This is a genomic window from Nostocoides sp. HKS02 (assembly GCF_009707485.1).
Lineage (GTDB): Bacteria > Actinomycetota > Actinomycetes > Actinomycetales > Dermatophilaceae > Pedococcus.
Genome location: NZ_CP046121.1, coordinates 1,444,133 through 1,459,842 on the forward strand (window position 1 = coordinate 1,444,133; position 15,710 = coordinate 1,459,842).

Below are 15,710 nucleotides of genomic sequence, written 5' to 3' on the forward strand. Positions count from 1 at the left end.
CGCAGGCCAGCGGTGATGGGGCCATGCAGAGTGCGGAGCCGTGGTACTCAGCCCTCCGCCTTGACAGCCAGGACGGGGCAGGAGGCGTCCAACAGGATGCGCTGGGCGTTGCTGCCGAGAATCAGCTTGCCGACCGGGGTACGACGACGAAGCCCGATGACGATGAAGTCGGCGTTCTCCTCCTCGGCGACCGCGATGAGGTCCTCGGCGGGCTCGTTGCCGCGCACCAGCTGACGGACCTCGTGCTCGAGGCCCTCTTCGTCGAGCTCGCTCTGGATCCGGGACAGCTCGGCCTCGAACCGGTTCGCCTCGTCACCGTCGAACTCGCGTCCCCCGCGCTGGGAGTTGATGACGATGAGCTTGGACTTGCGCAGCAGCGCCTCGTCTGCCGCACGGCGCAGAGCAGCTCGCCCTTCCTTCGTCGGGACATAGCCCACAACGATGGCCACGGGAACCTCCTTGTTCGTCGACCGGTGCGGCGGCGGCCGCGAGCCTGACGCTACCGGAAAAGCCGAGGTCAGGCAGGTGTGCCGAGCACTCCGGCGACGATCGCGCCGACCTGCTCCAGCTCGATCAGGAAGCCGTCGTGCCCGTAGACGGAGTGCACGGTGTGCAGCTGCGCCCCGGGAACGGCCGCCACGATCTCGTCGGACAGCCGCGGCGGATAGAGCCGGTCGGAGTCGACGGCCACGACCACGAGCTCGGCGGTGACCTTGGCCAACGCGCTCGCGATCCCGCCGCGCCCGCGGGCCACGTCGTGCGAGTTCATCGCCTCGGTGAGGACCACGTAGGAGTTCGCGTCGAACCGGCCGCCCAGCTTGCCGGCGTGGTGATCGAGGTAGGACTCGACGGCATACCGACCGTGCCCGCCGAGGGGGTCCTCGATGCCCTGCGGCGCGCGACCGAACCGCTCGTGCAGCTCCAGCTCGCTGCGGTAGGTGATGTGCGCGATGCGTCGGGCGATGCCCAAACCAGCCTCCGGCCCGGCCGGCGCGTCGTAGTAGTCGCCCCCACGGAACTGCGCGTCGGAGCGGATCGCCAACAGCTGGGCCTGGCACCAGGCGATCTGCTCGGCGGTGGCGTATGCCGTGCTGGCGAGCACGATGGCCGTCGCCACCCGCTCGGGATGGGTCACCGCCCACTCGAGGACGCGCATGCCACCCATCGAGCCGCCGAGCACCAGGCGCCAACGCGCGATGCCGAGGGCGTCCGCCAGGAGCGCTTCGGTCTGCACCTGGTCGCGCACCGTGACGAACGGGAACCGGCTCCCCCAGGGCACGCCGTCGGGCGCCGCGGAGGCGGGGCCAGTGGTCCCCTGACACCCGCCGAGGACGTTGGCGGCAACCACGAAGAACCGCGTCGTGTCGAGCGGTCGACCGGGCCCGATCAGGCCGTCCCACCACCCTGGGGTCGGATGCCCGGGCCCGGCCTCGCCGACCACGTGGCTGTCACCGGTGAGCGCGTGCTCGACCAGAATCGCGTTGTCACCAGCGGCATTGAGCTGCCCCCAGCTCTCGTACGCCACCCGGACCCCGGGCAGGACCCCGCCGCGCTCGAGCTCCACTGCACCGAGCTCGACGAACTGCCGGTTGCCCGCGGGGTCGCCGTCACGCCAGGCGTGCGACGTCGTCGGTGGACGGGAGGTGGTGGTCATGTCCGGAACTCCTGGGGCCTTCGCGCTTGCCGACTGGATCCACGGTGCCCAGCTCGGCCCGGTCATCACCCGGGGCACCCCACCGCGAGGAGGGTTGCCGCCCAGCGAGCCGGGGCTTGACGCTGGAACTCATGACCTGACCTGCATCATACGAGCCAGCCCCGTCGTCATCTCGCGGCGTCCGGAGACTGGACGGTGACGCCGCGCCGAGTCGCCGTCGACCGCGCGGCCACCCCTGGGCGGATGCCGAGGTCGATCAACCGCGCGATCAGCTGGGCCAGCCGGTAGTCAGGGGCGTGCTCGAGCGCACGGTCGAGCGCCACCCGCGCGACCGTGCCGTCGCCGAGGTGCCAGGCGACGGTGGCGAGCATGGTCAACACGGGCGCCGCATCGGGGTCGGGCACCGCCCGGGCGAGCCACTCGAGTCGACCACGCAGCACCCGGGCGGCCGCAGCGGCCAAGGTCCCCGAGCTCGCCGGGGACCGCGGCGAGAGCGCTGAGCCCACCGCGTCGACCAGGTCGTCGGGCAGCGCCTCGAGGGGCAGCGAGCCGGGGCACAGCCAGGCGATCAGGGCATCGCGCAGCTCGATGTCCCGCAGGCTGTGGACGAGCTCGGCCACGTCGGGAGCGGACAGCTCCTCGGGAAGGAAGCGGTCGGGGTCGCTCCGACAGACCACTGCCCACAGGGAGAGCCACGCCATCCGGCGCGCGGCGGCCGGGCGGCCCGGCGCTTCGTCCTTGGCCAGCTCGATGGCCACGAGGTCACTGACCGCCGGATCGGCGCGGACCGTTGCCGCAACCTGCGCCCGGTCCGGCAGCGGCGACACCCCCTGACCGACGAAGTCGGCCACCGCCGGGGTGCTGGCAGGCTCGGGCAGGGGCTGACCCTCGGGTGGGCAACAGCCTTGGGTGCAGTCGAGGCTGAACCATCGGCCGTCCCGGACCACCAGGCGCTCGAGCACCGCGATCTCGGCCTCGCACAACGGGCCGACCAGGGCATCGAGCATGGGGGCGGCCAGCTCCGCGCTCGACTCGAACCCCGCGAGCAGGACGGCCTCGATCCGCTCACGCACGAGCGGGCCGACGAGGGCTGCTGCCGCATCGACCACCCCAGCGGGCTCGGGCAGGTCGAGCCGCTCCACCAGCTCGACCGCCCCGTCGTGCAGGCCGAGCACCACGACACTGTCGCTCGGGTGGTACCCGAGCTGGTAGGGAATGGAGGCGAGCACGTCGCCCGGACCGCGGAGCCGGATCGCTGTCATCCGCCCACCCTCGACCGGCACGCCCCGGTGGACGAGCCGCGGCCCGCTGAGCCGTGGACGACCGGGAGCTGTCGAACCGGGTGTGGACGCGGGGGTCGTCAGCCCCGCGAATGACGAGGGGGCGTCACCGTCACCGGACCACCTCTCCTGGCACCGTCTGGGCGACCGAGGATGCGCGCTCCCAGCCGAGGAAGGCCTCGGTCTCGGTGATCACGCTCGCCGCGATCCAGGACAGCACCACCGCGTCGTCGGCCAGGCCGACGAGCGGCAGGAACGCCTCGGGGATGAGGTCCACGGGCGAGATGACGTAGGCGACGGCGCCCAGCAGGAGCAGGAGGCGTCGGCGGGAGGTGCCGGCATACTCACCGCTGAACGTGGCCCGGACCAAGCGCGGGAGGCTGGTGACCCGGTCCGCCACGGACGGCGAACCCGGGCGGGTGGCCGCACGCACGGCGGCGGCGAGGGTGCGCACGGCACCCAGACGGGTGGTGGAACGACGGTGGGGCATGGTCCTGCTCCTTGCTGTCACGGGCGCCGTGGGGTGGCCCGAACACGGTTCCAACGACGCCGTCGCCTCCGTGATTCCCGAAGGTCGCCCACCCCGTTACAAGCCGGCGACCTTCGGCGGGAACTCGTGACGAGCGTGGTCGGCGATCCGCTTGAGCAGGTAGCCGTCCAGTCCGGCCCCGAGCACGCCACCGATCACCGGAACGCCCTTGCCGAACCGGGTCAGCGTCTTCTTGCCGGCGGTCGCGAGCAACCGGAAGCCCACGGCCTTGTTGACCACCATCAGCGCCGGACCGGGCAGGCGCTGGGCCGCCAGGTTGGACAGCCTGCCGGTCGCCATGACACCCGCCTTCTTGAGCAGGTCGTCGGCGTCGGCTCCCACCAGCGTGAGGAGTACGGCCGACCTGATCTCCGGCCGCTTGATGTCGTAGCCGCGCAGTGTGGCGACAGCGGCGACCATCCGGGTCGCCACGACGTAGAACTCCAGCACGTTGACGGGCAGGGCGACCGGCAGCGTGATGAACCCGCCGAGCCCGGTCACGAAGCCACCAGCGGCTGCGAGCCGCAGGTGGGTGCGGATCACCGCGTCGACGGCCTCCTCGGCGTCCGGCTTCTCGGCCCGCTTCACGTCGGCGACCTTCTGGGCGGAGTCGAACGGGCCCTTGCCGTCGATCCCGACGTCGAGGAGGTTCTCGACCAGCCCCGTCACCGTCCCCGAGAACAGACCTGAGTCGGCCTGGTCCGCGCGGGCGCGCTCGAGTGCCGACCCGCCGGGGGTGGCCTGCGCGGCGGCCTGGTCGGTGTCGTCCTTGCCCAGTCCGAGAAAGCCCACGGACCCTCCTAGGTAGTGTCGGGGTGGTGTCGGGCCATCCTGCCACGAGCGGTTCTGACCAGCAGGTTTAGCCTTGGGTCATGCCCGAGAATGCTGAGTCCACCTTCGCCGCGTACGCCCACCCCGAGCGCCTGGTCAGCACCGACTGGCTCGCCGAGCAGCTTGCCGCCGGCACCGTCGGCTCCAGCTCCGCCGACCGGATCGTCGTGCTCGAGTCCGACGAGGACGTCCTGCTCTACGACACCGGCCATATCCCTGGCGCGCTCAAGCTCGACTGGCACCAGGACCTCAACGACCCGGTCGTGCGCGACTACGTCGACGGCGAGCAGTTCGCCAAGGTCATGTCCGAGCGTGGCATCGACCGTGACACCACCGTGGTCATCTACGGCGACAAGAACAACTGGTGGGCCGCCTACGCCCTCTGGGTCATGACGCTCTTCGGCCACGAGGACGTCCGGCTGCTCGACGGCGGGCGCGCCAAGTGGATCGCCGAGGGTCGCGAGCTCACCAAGGACATGCCTGCGCTGGGCACCGCGAGCGGCGCGGCATACCCGGTCGTGGAGCGCGACGACGCGCCGATCCGGGCGTTCAAGGACGACGTCCTGGCCCATCTCGGCGGCCCCCTGGTCGATGTGCGGTCGCCCGGAGAGTTCTCCGGTGAGCTGCTCCACATGCCCGACTACCCGCAGGAGGGCGCGATGCGTGGTGGGCACATCCCCGGCGCCAAATCGGTGCCGTGGGCGCGCGCCGCCAACGAGGACGGCACCTTCAAGTCGCGCGCCGACCTCGAGGCGATCTACCAGGAGGAGCAGGGGCTCGACCCCGCCGAAGCGACGGTGGCGTACTGCCGCATCGGCGAGCGCTCCTCCCACACCTGGTTCGTCCTCACCCACCTGCTGGGCTTCGAGAACGTCCGCAACTACGACGGGTCCTGGACGGAGTGGGGCAACGCCGTGCGCGTGCCGGTGGAGAAGTGAGCACGCCGATCCCGCTCCCCCCGGCGCTCCAGGAGATCGCCGACGACTTCGCCGATCTCGCTGCGCCCCAACGGCTCGAGCTGCTCCTGGAGTTCAGTGAGGGGCTCCCCGACCTCCCCGAGCGGTATGCCGGCTCGCTGGAGTCGATGGAGCAGGTGCACGAGTGCCAGTCACCGCTGTTCCTCGTCGTCGAGGTGGCGGACGACGTGACGGACGAGGTGGCGGACGACGCGGCGGACGGTGGAAGGCCCTCCGCCGCCGGCTCGCGCCAGGTGCACGTGTACTTCTCGGCCCCGCCGGAGGCACCGACGACCCGAGGGTTCGCCGGCATCCTCAAGGAGGGGCTCGACGGCCTCACCGTCGACGAGGTGCTCGCCGTCCCCGATGACGCGCCGTACCGCTTCTCACTCGCGGAGGCCGTCTCTCCCCTGCGGCTGCGGGGCATGGTCGGGATGCTCAGTCGGATCAAGCGGCAGACGGCCCTCAAGGCCCACATCTGACCCGCGCCACGACGGCGTCGCGAGGGTCCGTCGGGGGTGGGTGACAGGATGGCCCGGCCATGGCTGCCGATCTCGCGTTCGTGACCGCGCCCGACGGTCGCGCTGCGATCGTGGGTGCCGACGTCACTGCCATCGGTCCGGCCGAGGCGATCGCCGCCCGAGCCGCCGAGCTCGACGGCGCGGGGCCGGTGCGGTGGGCGTGGTGGGCGGCCACCGTCGATGCGGCACCGCTCGTGGCGGCGAGGCTGCCGATCTCGCGGTGCTGGGACATCGCCGAGGCGCATCGGCTCCTCGTCGGTGGCTGGGACGCGACGCCCCAGTCCGCCTGGGCGACCGCCCACGGGCTCGACCGCACCCGGCTCCCGGTGCCGGCTCGCGGCGACCTGTTCGACTTCTCCTCCATGGAACCCCAGGACACCGCCGTGGTGCGGTCCGACGGCTACCTGCGGCCCGACGCCGGGGCCGCGCAGTGGCGCCCCGACGACACCTCACTGGTCGCCTGGGGCCAAGCGGCGCTCGACTGCGCCGCACGCCAGTCGGCCCTCCTCGCCGAGGTCAGCCCACGCAGCGTCGGCGCCGCCCACTCCGAGTCCGCGGCGGCGTACCTCTGTGTCGAGCTGACCCGCGACGGTCTGCCCATCGACCGCGCCGTGGCCACCAGGCTCATCGGCGAGTGGGCCGGACCTCGCCCCGACACCGAGGCGCAGGCCCGCGAGACCCGCGCCCAGCGCGATGCCCTCGTGCTCAGGCACGCACCCGGCCACGAGCACACGGACCTGCGAAACCCGTTGCAGGTCAAGGATCTCCTGGCCTCGGTCGGAGTGGTCGTCCCCAACACCCGCAAGTGGGTGCTCGAGCCCTTCCGCGACACCCACCCGCTCGTGAAGGCATTGCTGGAGTGGCGCAAGGCCGAGCGGATCGCGACCACGTACGGCTATCCCTGGCTCGACGCCCACGTCGGCCCCGACGACCGGCTGCGCGGCGGCTGGACCGCCTGCGACGGCGCAGCCGGGCGGATGACCGCGCAGAACGGCCTGCACAACCTGCCCACCGGGCTGCGCCCCGCGGTGGCCGCCCACCCGGGCCACCTCTTCGTGCGGGCCGACCTCGGCCAGATCGAGCCACGGGTCCTGGCCGCGGTGTCGGGCGACGAGACCTTTGCGGCGGCCACCCGGGCCGACGACCTCTACGCCCCGGTCGCGAGTCGGCTCGGCGTCGAGCGCTCCGTCGCCAAGGTCGCGGTGCTGGCGGCGATGTACGGCCAGCGCAGCGGTGCCGCGGGCGAGGCGCTCAAGGGGCTCGAGCGCGCCTACCCCGTCGCCATGGCCTACCTCGACCGGGCGTATGCCGCGGGCCTGCGGCGCGAGCCCCTGCGCACCTTCGGTGGGCGGCTCATCCCCCTCGACGCGATCCTGGCCGACGTGCCCGTCGAGGGCACCGCGGCATACGACGCGGCCCGCGGGCGGTTCGCCCGCAACGCGGTGATCCAGGGTTCGGCAGCCGAGCTGTTCAAGGCCTGGGCCGCCACGGTGCGGGCCACGACGCGCGACCTCGGCGCCCAGATCGTGCTGTGCCTGCACGACGAGCTGCTCGTGCACGTGCCGGCCGAGCACGCCCACGAGGTGCGCCGCCGCCTCATGGTGGCGCTCGACGACAGCGCGCGCCGGTGGACCGGCAGCACCCAGGTGCGGTTCGTCGCCGACGCGTCCGTCGTCGAGCGCTGGTCCGACGCCAAGGACTGACCGCGCGTGGTTAGGTGAGCACGTGAACACTCATGACGTCACCCGAGCCGCCTCGCGGGCCTCAGACCACCCAGCGCTCGAGGCGGCCGCGCGCGTGGGCTATGCCGTGAGCGGCCTGCTCCACCTGCTCATCGGGTGGATCGCCCTGCAGGTCGCGTTCGGCAGCAGTGGCAAGAACGCCGACCAGAGCGGGGCACTGAGCTCGCTCGCGCAGAACGGCCTGGGCAAGCTTCTGCTGTGGGTGGGTGTGGTCGGGTTCCTCGGCCTCGCGCTGTGGCAGGTGGCCGACGCCCTCGTGGCCCGAGCCGGCACCGACAAGGACCTCTGGGCGCACCGACTCAAGTCCGGCGGCAAGGCGGTCGTGTACCTCGCCCTCGCCTGGTCCGCGTTCAGCTTCGCCCGGGGCAAGCAGACCAACAGCAAGACCCAGACGGTGGACTTCACCGCCAAGCTGCTCCAGGAGCCCGGCGGCCGCATTCTCGTGGTGCTCATCGGGCTGGCCATCATCGCCGTCGGGATCTACCACGTGCACAAGGGCTGGAAGCGCAAGTTCCTCCAGGACCTGGAAGACCACCCGGGCCTCTGGTCGACCCGGGCCGGCCGCGTCGGCTACATCGCCAAAGGCGCCGCGTTGGTCATCGTCGGCGTCCTCTTCGCCGGCGCGGGCCTGCACCAGCAAGCCGCGCAGGCCACCGGCCTCGACGGGGCGTTGCGCTCGTTGCGCAACCAGCCGTTCGGGCCCGTGCTGCTCACGGCGATGGCGCTGGGCTTCGCCGCCTACGGGCTGTACAGCTTCGCCCGCGCCAAGCACGCCAAGGTCTGACGCCGAGTCTGGAGGCGCGGCCTGACAGGACCTCGGGGAGGTCGACGCGCGGTCAGCTCGTCGGGCCGCCGGACTGGCCGTCGTCGTTGACCTCGCGCAGGAACTGCTCGAACTCAGCGCCGATCTCGTCTGCCGACGGCAGCTCGCTCACGTCGGTGGCGAGCAGGCTCGGCTTCTGACGACCCTCGATGAACGTGTCGTACTGGCGCTCGAGCGCGGCGATGACCTGCGAGACCTCCTCCGAGCCCTCGATCTCGCGAGCGATCTCGGCACGGTTGAGTCCCGCCTGGGCCACGAGGTCGTCGATGGGCAGGTTGAGACCGGTGGCCGCAGTGATCGCGTTGAGCGCGCTCACTGCCCCGTCGGCGAACTCGGCCTGAGCGAGGTAGTGCGGCACGTGGATCGCGAACCCGAGTGCGTCGTGACCGCTCTCGCCGAGCCGCAGCTCGAGTAGTGACGACAGGCTGCCCGGCACCTCGACCCGACCGAACGGGTTGTCCTGCACCGGGATCAGCCGGGGGTCGGTCGCGTGCGCGGTCAGGCCCAGAGGCCGCGTGTGCGGCACCGCCATCGGGATGCCGTGGGCGCTCACCACGAGGTTGACCCCGAGCAGGCTCACGAGCTGGCGCACCGCCTCGGACATGCGCTCCCACTGGAAGTCGGGTTCCGGACCGGCCAGCAGGAAGTACGGGGTACCGTCGCGGTCGACGAGCCGGTGCAGCGCCAGGCACGGGTCCTCGTAGCTGGTCCAGCGGTTGGTGTCGAAGACCATGAGGGGGCGCCGGCTGCGGTAGTCGATCAGCTGGTCGGCATCGAACGACGCGACCACGGTCGACTCCCCGGTGGCCAGCAGGTGCTCGGTGAGGATCCGCTGCGTGTGCCCGGCGTCCATGAACCCGCCGAGGGCGACGAGCATCACCGTCGCCCGCAGCTCTTGCGGGTCGGTGTCGGTCTCGAAGTGGTAGAGCTCAGCGGGGTTCTGCACGATGACTCCAGCGGTCGGAAAGCGGTGGTCAGGACGTGGCTTGCGGCCATTCCTCCGATGCAACGTCCAAGACTGTCACGGGATTCCACCTCGGGTTTGCGATGGGGGCGCGATGCGTCTATCGTTCGATGAAACGAAACTGTTTCGTTCCATCCAAGGAGAATGTCGTGACCCCCGCTCGAACCCCGGCACCCACCGTGGAGCCGGCACGCACCCGGCCCCGGGTCGAGGGCGAGCGCGAACGCGAGATCCTCGAGGCTGCACTGGGGTCGCTCGTCGAGCTCGGGTACGACCGCCTGACCTTCGACGCGGTCGCGGCGAGCGCCAAGGCCTCCAAGGCGACGCTCTACCGCCGCTGGCCCGGCAAGGTCGACCTCGTGGTTGACGCCCTGCAGCTCATGCTCGGCGTCGAGGCCGACCGGTACCCGGACACCGGGTCCCTGCGGGGCGACCTCATCGCCCAAGCCTGCGCCAAGGGGGGCCTGTCCGATGACCGCCTGATCGGGGTCTTCGCCTCGCTCCTCAACGCGTTGCACCGGGACCCGGAACTGCATAACGCGATCACGAACCGACTGATCGGCCCGAAGATGGCGATCTCTCGGCGCGTCTTCGAGGCGGCCCAACGTCGCGGCGAGATCGGCCCCGATGCCGACCTGCAGCTCCTGGGGAGCCTCCTGCCAGCCATCAGCATCCACGAGGCGATGTTGACCGGTTCCCACCCCTCTCGAGAACGCCTCGTCACCCTCGTGGACAGCGTCGTCCTCCCAGCCTGCGCCGCAACGGTGCCGCGCGGCTGATCCCGATCCACCAGCACCTCAGCAGCAGCACCTCAGCACGTCACTCTCACCTGCCACCGCACCCGCGAAGGACTCCCTCATGTCTTCACCCACCGTGGTCGAGCCTGTCTCGACCCCAGCTGCGCCGCCCGCCCTGAGCGGTCGCCCCCAGCGCCTGGGCATCGCCCTCACCATCATCAGCGCGGCGCAGCTCATGGTCGTCCTGGACGGCACCATCGTGAACATCGCGATGCCGCACATCATGACCGACCTGGGCTTCACGCAGGAGAACCTCTCCTGGGTCGTCACGGCATACACGCTGGCCTTCGGCGGACTGCTCCTGCTCGGAGGCCGACTCGGTGACCTCTTCGGTCGGCGCAAGGTCTTCCTCACCGGTGTCCTGCTCTTCGCCGGGGCCTCGTTGCTCGGCGGTCTGGCCCAGAGCGAGGGGATGCTGCTCGGGGCGCGCGCCCTGCAGGGGATCGGCGCGGCCCTGGCCTCCCCCACCGCGCTCGCGCTGATCACCACGACCTTCCCCGCCGGCCCCGCACGCAACCGCGCCATGGGCGTGTATGCCGCCATGTCCGGCGCCGGCGCCGCCGTGGGCCTGATCCTCGGAGGCGCCCTCACCGAGGTGAACTGGCGCTGGACGATGTTCATCAACGTGCCGATCGGCATCCTCGTCGCCGTGCTGGCACCCCGGTTCCTCAAGGAGTCCGAGCGCGGGCAGGGGCGCGTCGACGTGCCCGGCGCCATCCTCGGGTCGGCGGGCCTGGTCTCCCTCGTCTACGGCCTCACGAACGCCGCGAGCCACTCGTGGACGTCCGCGACCACGGTGACGACCCTGACCGCCGGCGTCCTCATGCTCGCCGCCTTCCCTCGTGGTGGAGGCCCGCTCTCCCCACGCGCTCATGCCGATTCGCATCCTGGCCGACCGCACCCGTGGCACCTCGTTCGTCGTCATGCTCATCGTGGGCGCAGCGATGTTCGCGATGTTCTACTTCCTCGGCTTCTACATCCAGCAGGTGCTGGGGTACTCGCCGCTGAAGTCCGGCTTCGCCTTCCTCCCCTTCAGCGTCGGCATCGTCGTCGCCGCCCAGATCGCGTCGACACTCATCTCCCGCGTCGACCCGCGCTGGATCTCCGGCACGGGCGCCTTCCTCGCGGCGGTCGGCATGTTCGGCTTCTCACGACTCACCGTCGACAGCTCGTACGCCACCGGGCTGCTCCGTTGGGTCGTCACCCTCGCCTTCGGCATGGGACTGACCTTCGTCCCGATGACGCTGACCGCCGTGGCCGGCGTGGCGCAGGAGGACTCGGGCGTGGCCTCGGCCGTGCTCAACACCATGCAGCAGGTCGGCGGCGCCCTCGGTCTGGCGACACTGAGCACCGTGTTCGCCAACGCGGCCAAGGACCGCGGCGCCGAGCTCGGAGCAGCCCTCCAGGCCAAGGTCGCTGCTGGCGGGCTCACCCCTGCCCAGCTGCCGGGCGCCAAGCACCAGATCGCCTTGCAGGCCCAGACCTTCGGCTCGGCGCACGCCTACCTCGTGGGTGCAGGCATGATCCTGGTCGGCTCGCTGATCACGTTCCTGTTCCTCACGGTCAAGCACGAGGCCCTCTCGACCGACGGCCACGAGAACGTGCACCTGGCCTGACCCTGCCTCACCCCCGGTCCCTCCGACTTATTGCCCTGAATCCACTGGAACGGCGCCCTTTGGGCGCCGGGACGGTGGATTCAGGGCAATAAGTCGTCAGGTGAGGGCGGCGATCGCGGCGCGGATGCGCTTCTCCGAAACCGGGTATGCCGTGCCGAGCCCGTTCGCGAACAGGCTCACCCGCAGCTCCTCGACCATCCAGCCGACCGCTCGCACGGACGCCGATCGCCGCTCGACCCGGGACAGCGAGGCCAGCAGGTCCGCATAGGCGATCTCGACACGGTCGACGACCTCCTGGCTGACCGCGTCACGAGCCAGGGCTGACGGTGAGGAGGTGGCCTTGTCGAGACGTTGGAGCATCGCGCGCAGGTAGCGCCGCAGGTGCACGAGATGGTCGGCGCCGGTGTCGGCGACGAAGCCGGCATACACCAGGCTCTCCAGCTGGGCGCGCACGTCGGCCACCAGCGGCGCCGCGGCGGGGCTCGTCAGCCGGTCCAGGGCGGCACTCACCTCGCGAGCCGCCGACAGCACCGGCTCGACGTCGTCGAGCACGGCGAGGACTCGGGTGGCGACATGCGTCCGCACCGCCGTCTGCAGCTCCTCGAACGCCTGGGCATCCCGCACCACCCCACCTGCCCGCTCGGCCACGATGGAGTCGACGGCAGCCGCGAGGGTGTCCTCGAGCAGGGCCGGCACCGAGCCGTGCGGGTTGGACCCTAGCGCGAGCTTCTGGGCATTGGTCAGGCGGGCGAGCACGCGTTTCCACGGCGCGGTGGTCGTGAGCAGCAGCAGCCTGCGAACCCCCAGCGCCGTCGCGGCGTGCGCCTCGCGCTCCCCCGCCATGACGACGAGGTCGACCGAGTCGCCCCGGTCGACCAGGGCCGGGAAGCCGTGGACAGTCTGGCCGCCGGACTGCGACTCGAAGGTCTCGGGCAGCACGCCGAAGTCCCACTGCCGCAGCCCCTTTCGCTCGATCGATGCTCCGGCCCTCGACATCCGGCGTTGCACCTGTCCCGCGAGCGCGCCCTGCAGTGAGCCGAGGTCCTTGCCGCTGGCGAGGACCTGGCCGCTGCCGTCCTCGACGGCGAAGGTGATGCGCAGGTGGTCCGGGACGCGGTCGGCACCGAACTGGTCCGGCGGCACCTGGACCCCGGTGCGCGCCCGCAGGACACGGGCCAGCTCGTCGGCGAGCTTGCGCCCAGCCCCGGGCTGGGCGTCGGCCAGGGCTCGTGCGGCGTGGTCGGGCGCCGGGACGAAGTGCACCCGCGTGGCCTTCGGCAGCGATCGCAACAGCGCCGTCGCGAGGTCCTCGCGCAGCCCCGGCACCTGCCAGTCGAACCCGTCATCGGTCACCTGGTTGAGCACCTGAACCGGGATGTGCACCGTGACACCGTCCGCCGCGGCTCCGGGCTCGAACTGGTAGGTCACCGGCAGCTCGAGCCCGCCCTGGTGCCAGACCTTGGGGTAGTCCGTCGCGGACACGTCCTGCGCGCTGTCCCGGGTCAAGAGCTCCTCGGTGAAGGTCAGCAGCCCGGGCGACTCACGACGGGCGGCCTTCCACCACCGGTCGAAATGTCGCTGCGACACCACCTCCGCCGGGATCCTCGCGTCGTAGAACGCGATGAGGTCCTCGTCGTCGACGAGGATGTCGCGCCGACGCGCACGCTCCTCAAGCTCCGAAAGCCGCTGCAGCAGAGCTTGGTTCGCGGCGAAGAACTCGTGGTGCGTGTCCCAGTCACCCTCGACCAACGCGTGCCGGATGAACAGGTCGCGGGCCTCCTCCGGGTTCACCCGCGAGTACTGGACGGTGCGGGCGGCCACGAGCGGCACGCCATAGAGCGTGACGCGCTCGGTGGCGACGACCGCCCCCTGCTTGCGCGACCAGCGCGGCTCGGAGTAGGTGCGCTTGACGAGGTGCGACGCGAGTCGCTCGGCCCAGACGGGGTCGATGCGCGCGTTGGTGCGCGCCCACAGCCGAGTGGTCTCGACGAGCTCGGCCGACATCACCCACGTGGGCTGCCGCCGGAACAGCGTGGACCCGGGCGAGATGCCGAACCGCGCACCGCGCGCGCCCAGGTAGTCCCGCTTGGCCTCGTCGCGCAGCCCGATGTGCGACAGCAGGCCGGCGAGCAGGGCCTGGTGGACGACGTCCGCGACCGGCGGTTCACCCGGGGCGGCGGTGCTCTGCCTGGGGTCGATCCCGAGCTGCTCGCACGCCTTTCGCGTCTGGCTGTGCAGGTCCTGCCATTCGCGCACCCGCAGGTAGTGCAGGTACTCGGCGCGGCACATTCGACGAAACGCGCTGTGCGACAGCGCCTTCTGCTGGTCCTTGAGGTACGCCCAGAGGTTGAGCAGCGAGATGAAGTCGGAGTGCTCGTCGCGGAACCGTGCGTGCGACTGGTCGGCCTGGGTCTGCTTGTCCGCCGGCCGCTCACGTGGATCCTGCATCGACAGGGCGGCGACGATGACGAGCACCTCGCGAGTGCAGCCCAGCCGGCCCGCCTCGATGAGCATCCGCCCGAGGCGTGGGTCCAGCGGGAGCCTGGCCAGCGACTTCCCGTATGCCGTGAGCCTGCGGTCGCTGTCGAACGCCTCCAGCTCCTCCAGGAGCCGCACGCCGTCGGCCACCTGACGCGCGTCCGGCGGGTCGACGAACGGAAAGGCCCCGACGTCGCCGAGCCCGAGTGCGGTCATCTGGAGGATGACCGACGCCAGGCTCGTGCGCTGGATCTCGGGTTCGGTGAACTCCGGTCGGGACTCGAAGTCCTCCTGGGAGTAGAGCCTGATGCAGATGCCGTCGGCGAGCCGACCACAGCGGCCCGCACGCTGGTTGGCGCTGGCCTGCGAGACCGGCTCGATCGGCAGCCGCTGCACCTTGGTGCGCTGGCTGTAGCGGGAGATCCGGGCAGTGCCTGCGTCGACGACGTAGCGGATCCCCGGCACCGTCAGCGACGTCTCGGCGACGTTGGTGGACAGGATGATCCGTCGCCCGGTGGCCCGCCCGAAGACGCGGTGCTGTTCGGCCGCGGAGAGCCGCGCGTACAGCGGCAGCACCTCGGTCTGCGGCAGGTCCAGGGCCTGGAGCGCCTCGGCCGTATCGCGGATCTCCCGCTCACCGGAGAGGAAGACCAGGATGTCGTGCCCTGACCCGTCGGCGCCGCGCTCGGTCCACAGCTCCTCGACGGCCTCGCAGACACCGGTCACCTGGTCGCGTTCCTCCCCGCCTGCGGCCTGGGCTCCCTCGACCCTCCGGACGGTCGGGGTCGACCAGTGGTCGGTAGCGCACCTCGACGGGATAGGTGCGGCCCGAGACCTCGATGATCGGCGCGGGCGTGCCATCGGTGCCTGCGAAGTGACGGGCGAACCGCTCCGGGTCGATGGTGGCCGAGGTGATGACGACCTTGAGGTCGGGGCGTTGCGGCAGCAGCTGTTTGAGGTAGCCGAGGATGAAGTCGATGTTGAGCGACCGCTCGTGCGCCTCGTCGATGATGATCGTGTCGTACTTGCGCAGCATCCGGTCCCGCTGCATCTCGGCGAGCAGGATGCCGTCGGTCATCACCTTGACGAGGGTGCGATCGCTCGACTCGTCGGCGAACCGCACCTGGTAGCCGATGACCCCGCCCAGCTCGACCTGCAGCTCCTCGGCAATCCGCTCGGCGACCGACCGCGCGGCGATCCGGCGCGGCTGGGTGTGGCCGATCAGGCCCTCGCGACCGCGGCCGACCTCCAGGCAGATCTTCGGCAGCTGGGTGGTCTTTCCCGAGCCCGTCTCCCCCGCGACGATGACCACCTGGTGGTCCCGGATCGCTGCGGCGATGTCGTCCTTGCGGGCGACGACCGGAAGCTCCTCGGGGTATCGCAGATCGGGTAGCGCGATGACCGGGCGCGGTGCGCGCCCCGGGGCTGCCGCACCCCGTCCCCGGCGCGGCGGCCTGCGCCGGTTCCGGGCAGCCGAGGGCTGTGGGGAACCGGCGGAGGACATGCCCGCAGCATACGT

The 15,710-nt window shown here is 71.2% G+C and carries 12 protein-coding genes, 2 pseudogenes and 1 riboswitch; of the genes and pseudogenes, 7 read left to right on the plus strand and 7 right to left on the minus strand.

Features of this window, described 5'->3' with window-relative positions; all coding sequences use genetic code 11:
- Positions 1-47: 47 nt before the first annotated feature.
- The 5 genes from GKE56_RS06875 to GKE56_RS06895 form a co-directional block, all read right to left on the minus strand.
- A complete protein-coding gene (locus tag GKE56_RS06875; protein ID WP_154683905.1) occupies positions 48-449 on the minus strand; it encodes a universal stress protein in 402 nt (133 codons plus the stop codon).
- A 68-nt stretch (positions 450-517) separates the two neighbouring features.
- A complete protein-coding gene (locus GKE56_RS06880) occupies positions 518-1,654 on the minus strand; it encodes a homoserine O-acetyltransferase (RefSeq protein ID WP_154683906.1) in 1,137 nt (378 codons plus the stop codon).
- A 17-nt stretch (positions 1,655-1,671) separates the two neighbouring features.
- A riboswitch (SAM riboswitch) is annotated at positions 1,672-1,791 on the minus strand.
- A gap of 30 nt (positions 1,792-1,821) precedes the next feature.
- The gene (locus GKE56_RS06885; RefSeq protein WP_154683907.1) at positions 1,822-2,916 is read right to left on the minus strand and encodes a DUF4192 domain-containing protein; all 1,095 of its coding nucleotides are present in this window, start codon (positions 2,914-2,916) and stop codon (positions 1,822-1,824) included.
- Positions 2,917-3,046: 130 nt separating this feature from the next.
- Complete coding sequence (locus GKE56_RS06890; RefSeq protein ID WP_154683908.1) at positions 3,047-3,424, minus strand: YkvA family protein; 378 nt, start codon at positions 3,422-3,424, stop codon at positions 3,047-3,049.
- A 96-nt stretch (positions 3,425-3,520) separates the two neighbouring features.
- Positions 3,521-4,255, minus strand: a complete 735-nt coding sequence (locus tag GKE56_RS06895) for an EcsC family protein (protein WP_154683909.1) — start codon at positions 4,253-4,255, stop codon at positions 3,521-3,523.
- A gap of 80 nt (positions 4,256-4,335) precedes the next feature.
- On the opposite strand from GKE56_RS06895, the gene GKE56_RS06900 reads away from it, so the two are divergent.
- The 4 genes from GKE56_RS06900 to GKE56_RS06915 are packed head-to-tail and all read left to right on the plus strand — an operon-like array spanning position 4,336 to position 8,297.
- The gene (locus GKE56_RS06900; protein ID WP_154683910.1) at positions 4,336-5,232 is read left to right on the plus strand and encodes a sulfurtransferase; all 897 of its coding nucleotides are present in this window, start codon (positions 4,336-4,338) and stop codon (positions 5,230-5,232) included.
- Positions 5,229-5,732: a SufE family protein gene (locus GKE56_RS06905; RefSeq protein WP_154683911.1), complete on the plus strand. Its 504-nt coding sequence runs from the start codon at positions 5,229-5,231 to the stop codon at positions 5,730-5,732. Before GKE56_RS06900 ends, GKE56_RS06905 begins: the two co-directional genes overlap by 4 nt.
- 59 nt (positions 5,733-5,791) lie before the next feature.
- Entirely contained in the window at positions 5,792-7,474 is a 1,683-nt protein-coding gene (locus tag GKE56_RS06910; protein ID WP_154683912.1) for a DNA polymerase, read from the plus strand.
- 22 nt (positions 7,475-7,496) lie between these two features.
- Positions 7,497-8,297: a DUF1206 domain-containing protein gene (locus tag GKE56_RS06915; RefSeq protein ID WP_154683913.1), complete on the plus strand. Its 801-nt coding sequence runs from the start codon at positions 7,497-7,499 to the stop codon at positions 8,295-8,297.
- A gap of 52 nt (positions 8,298-8,349) precedes the next feature.
- On the opposite strand, the gene GKE56_RS06920 is transcribed toward GKE56_RS06915, so the two are convergent.
- Positions 8,350-9,282, minus strand: a complete 933-nt coding sequence (locus GKE56_RS06920; protein WP_154683914.1) for a PAC2 family protein — start codon at positions 9,280-9,282, stop codon at positions 8,350-8,352.
- A gap of 167 nt (positions 9,283-9,449) precedes the next feature.
- On the opposite strand from GKE56_RS06920, the gene GKE56_RS06925 reads away from it, so the two are divergent.
- The 3 genes and pseudogenes from GKE56_RS06925 (at position 9,450) to GKE56_RS17300 (ending at position 11,713) form a co-directional block, all read left to right on the plus strand.
- Positions 9,450-10,079, plus strand: coding sequence for a TetR-like C-terminal domain-containing protein (locus GKE56_RS06925; RefSeq protein WP_230209248.1), 630 nt, complete (start codon positions 9,450-9,452; stop codon positions 10,077-10,079).
- 229 nt (positions 10,080-10,308) lie between these two features.
- Positions 10,309-10,761: pseudogene (locus GKE56_RS17295) on the plus strand (MFS transporter); the annotation flags it as partial.
- 208 nt (positions 10,762-10,969) lie between these two features.
- Entirely contained in the window at positions 10,970-11,713 is a 744-nt protein-coding gene (locus GKE56_RS17300) for an MFS transporter (protein ID WP_230209249.1), read from the plus strand.
- A gap of 96 nt (positions 11,714-11,809) precedes the next feature.
- On the opposite strand, the pseudogene hrpA reads toward GKE56_RS17300, so the two are convergent.
- Positions 11,810-15,695 (minus strand): annotated as a pseudogene (hrpA, locus tag GKE56_RS06935) (ATP-dependent RNA helicase HrpA).
- Positions 15,696-15,710: the final 15 nt, after the last annotated feature.

Coding starts and splice junctions, on each gene's coding strand:
- GKE56_RS06880 (WP_154683906.1), bottom strand. CDS start 1,654: ATGACCACCACCTCCCGTCCACCGACGACGTCGCACGCCTGGCGTGAC.
- GKE56_RS17300 (WP_230209249.1), top strand. CDS start 10,970: ATGCCGATTCGCATCCTGGCCGACCGCACCCGTGGCACCTCGTTCGTC.
- GKE56_RS06900 (WP_154683910.1), top strand. CDS start 4,336: ATGCCCGAGAATGCTGAGTCCACCTTCGCCGCGTACGCCCACCCCGAG.
- GKE56_RS06885 (WP_154683907.1), bottom strand. CDS start 2,916: ATGACAGCGATCCGGCTCCGCGGTCCGGGCGACGTGCTCGCCTCCATT.
- GKE56_RS06890 (WP_154683908.1), bottom strand. CDS start 3,424: ATGCCCCACCGTCGTTCCACCACCCGTCTGGGTGCCGTGCGCACCCTC.
- GKE56_RS06910 (WP_154683912.1), top strand. CDS start 5,792: ATGGCTGCCGATCTCGCGTTCGTGACCGCGCCCGACGGTCGCGCTGCG.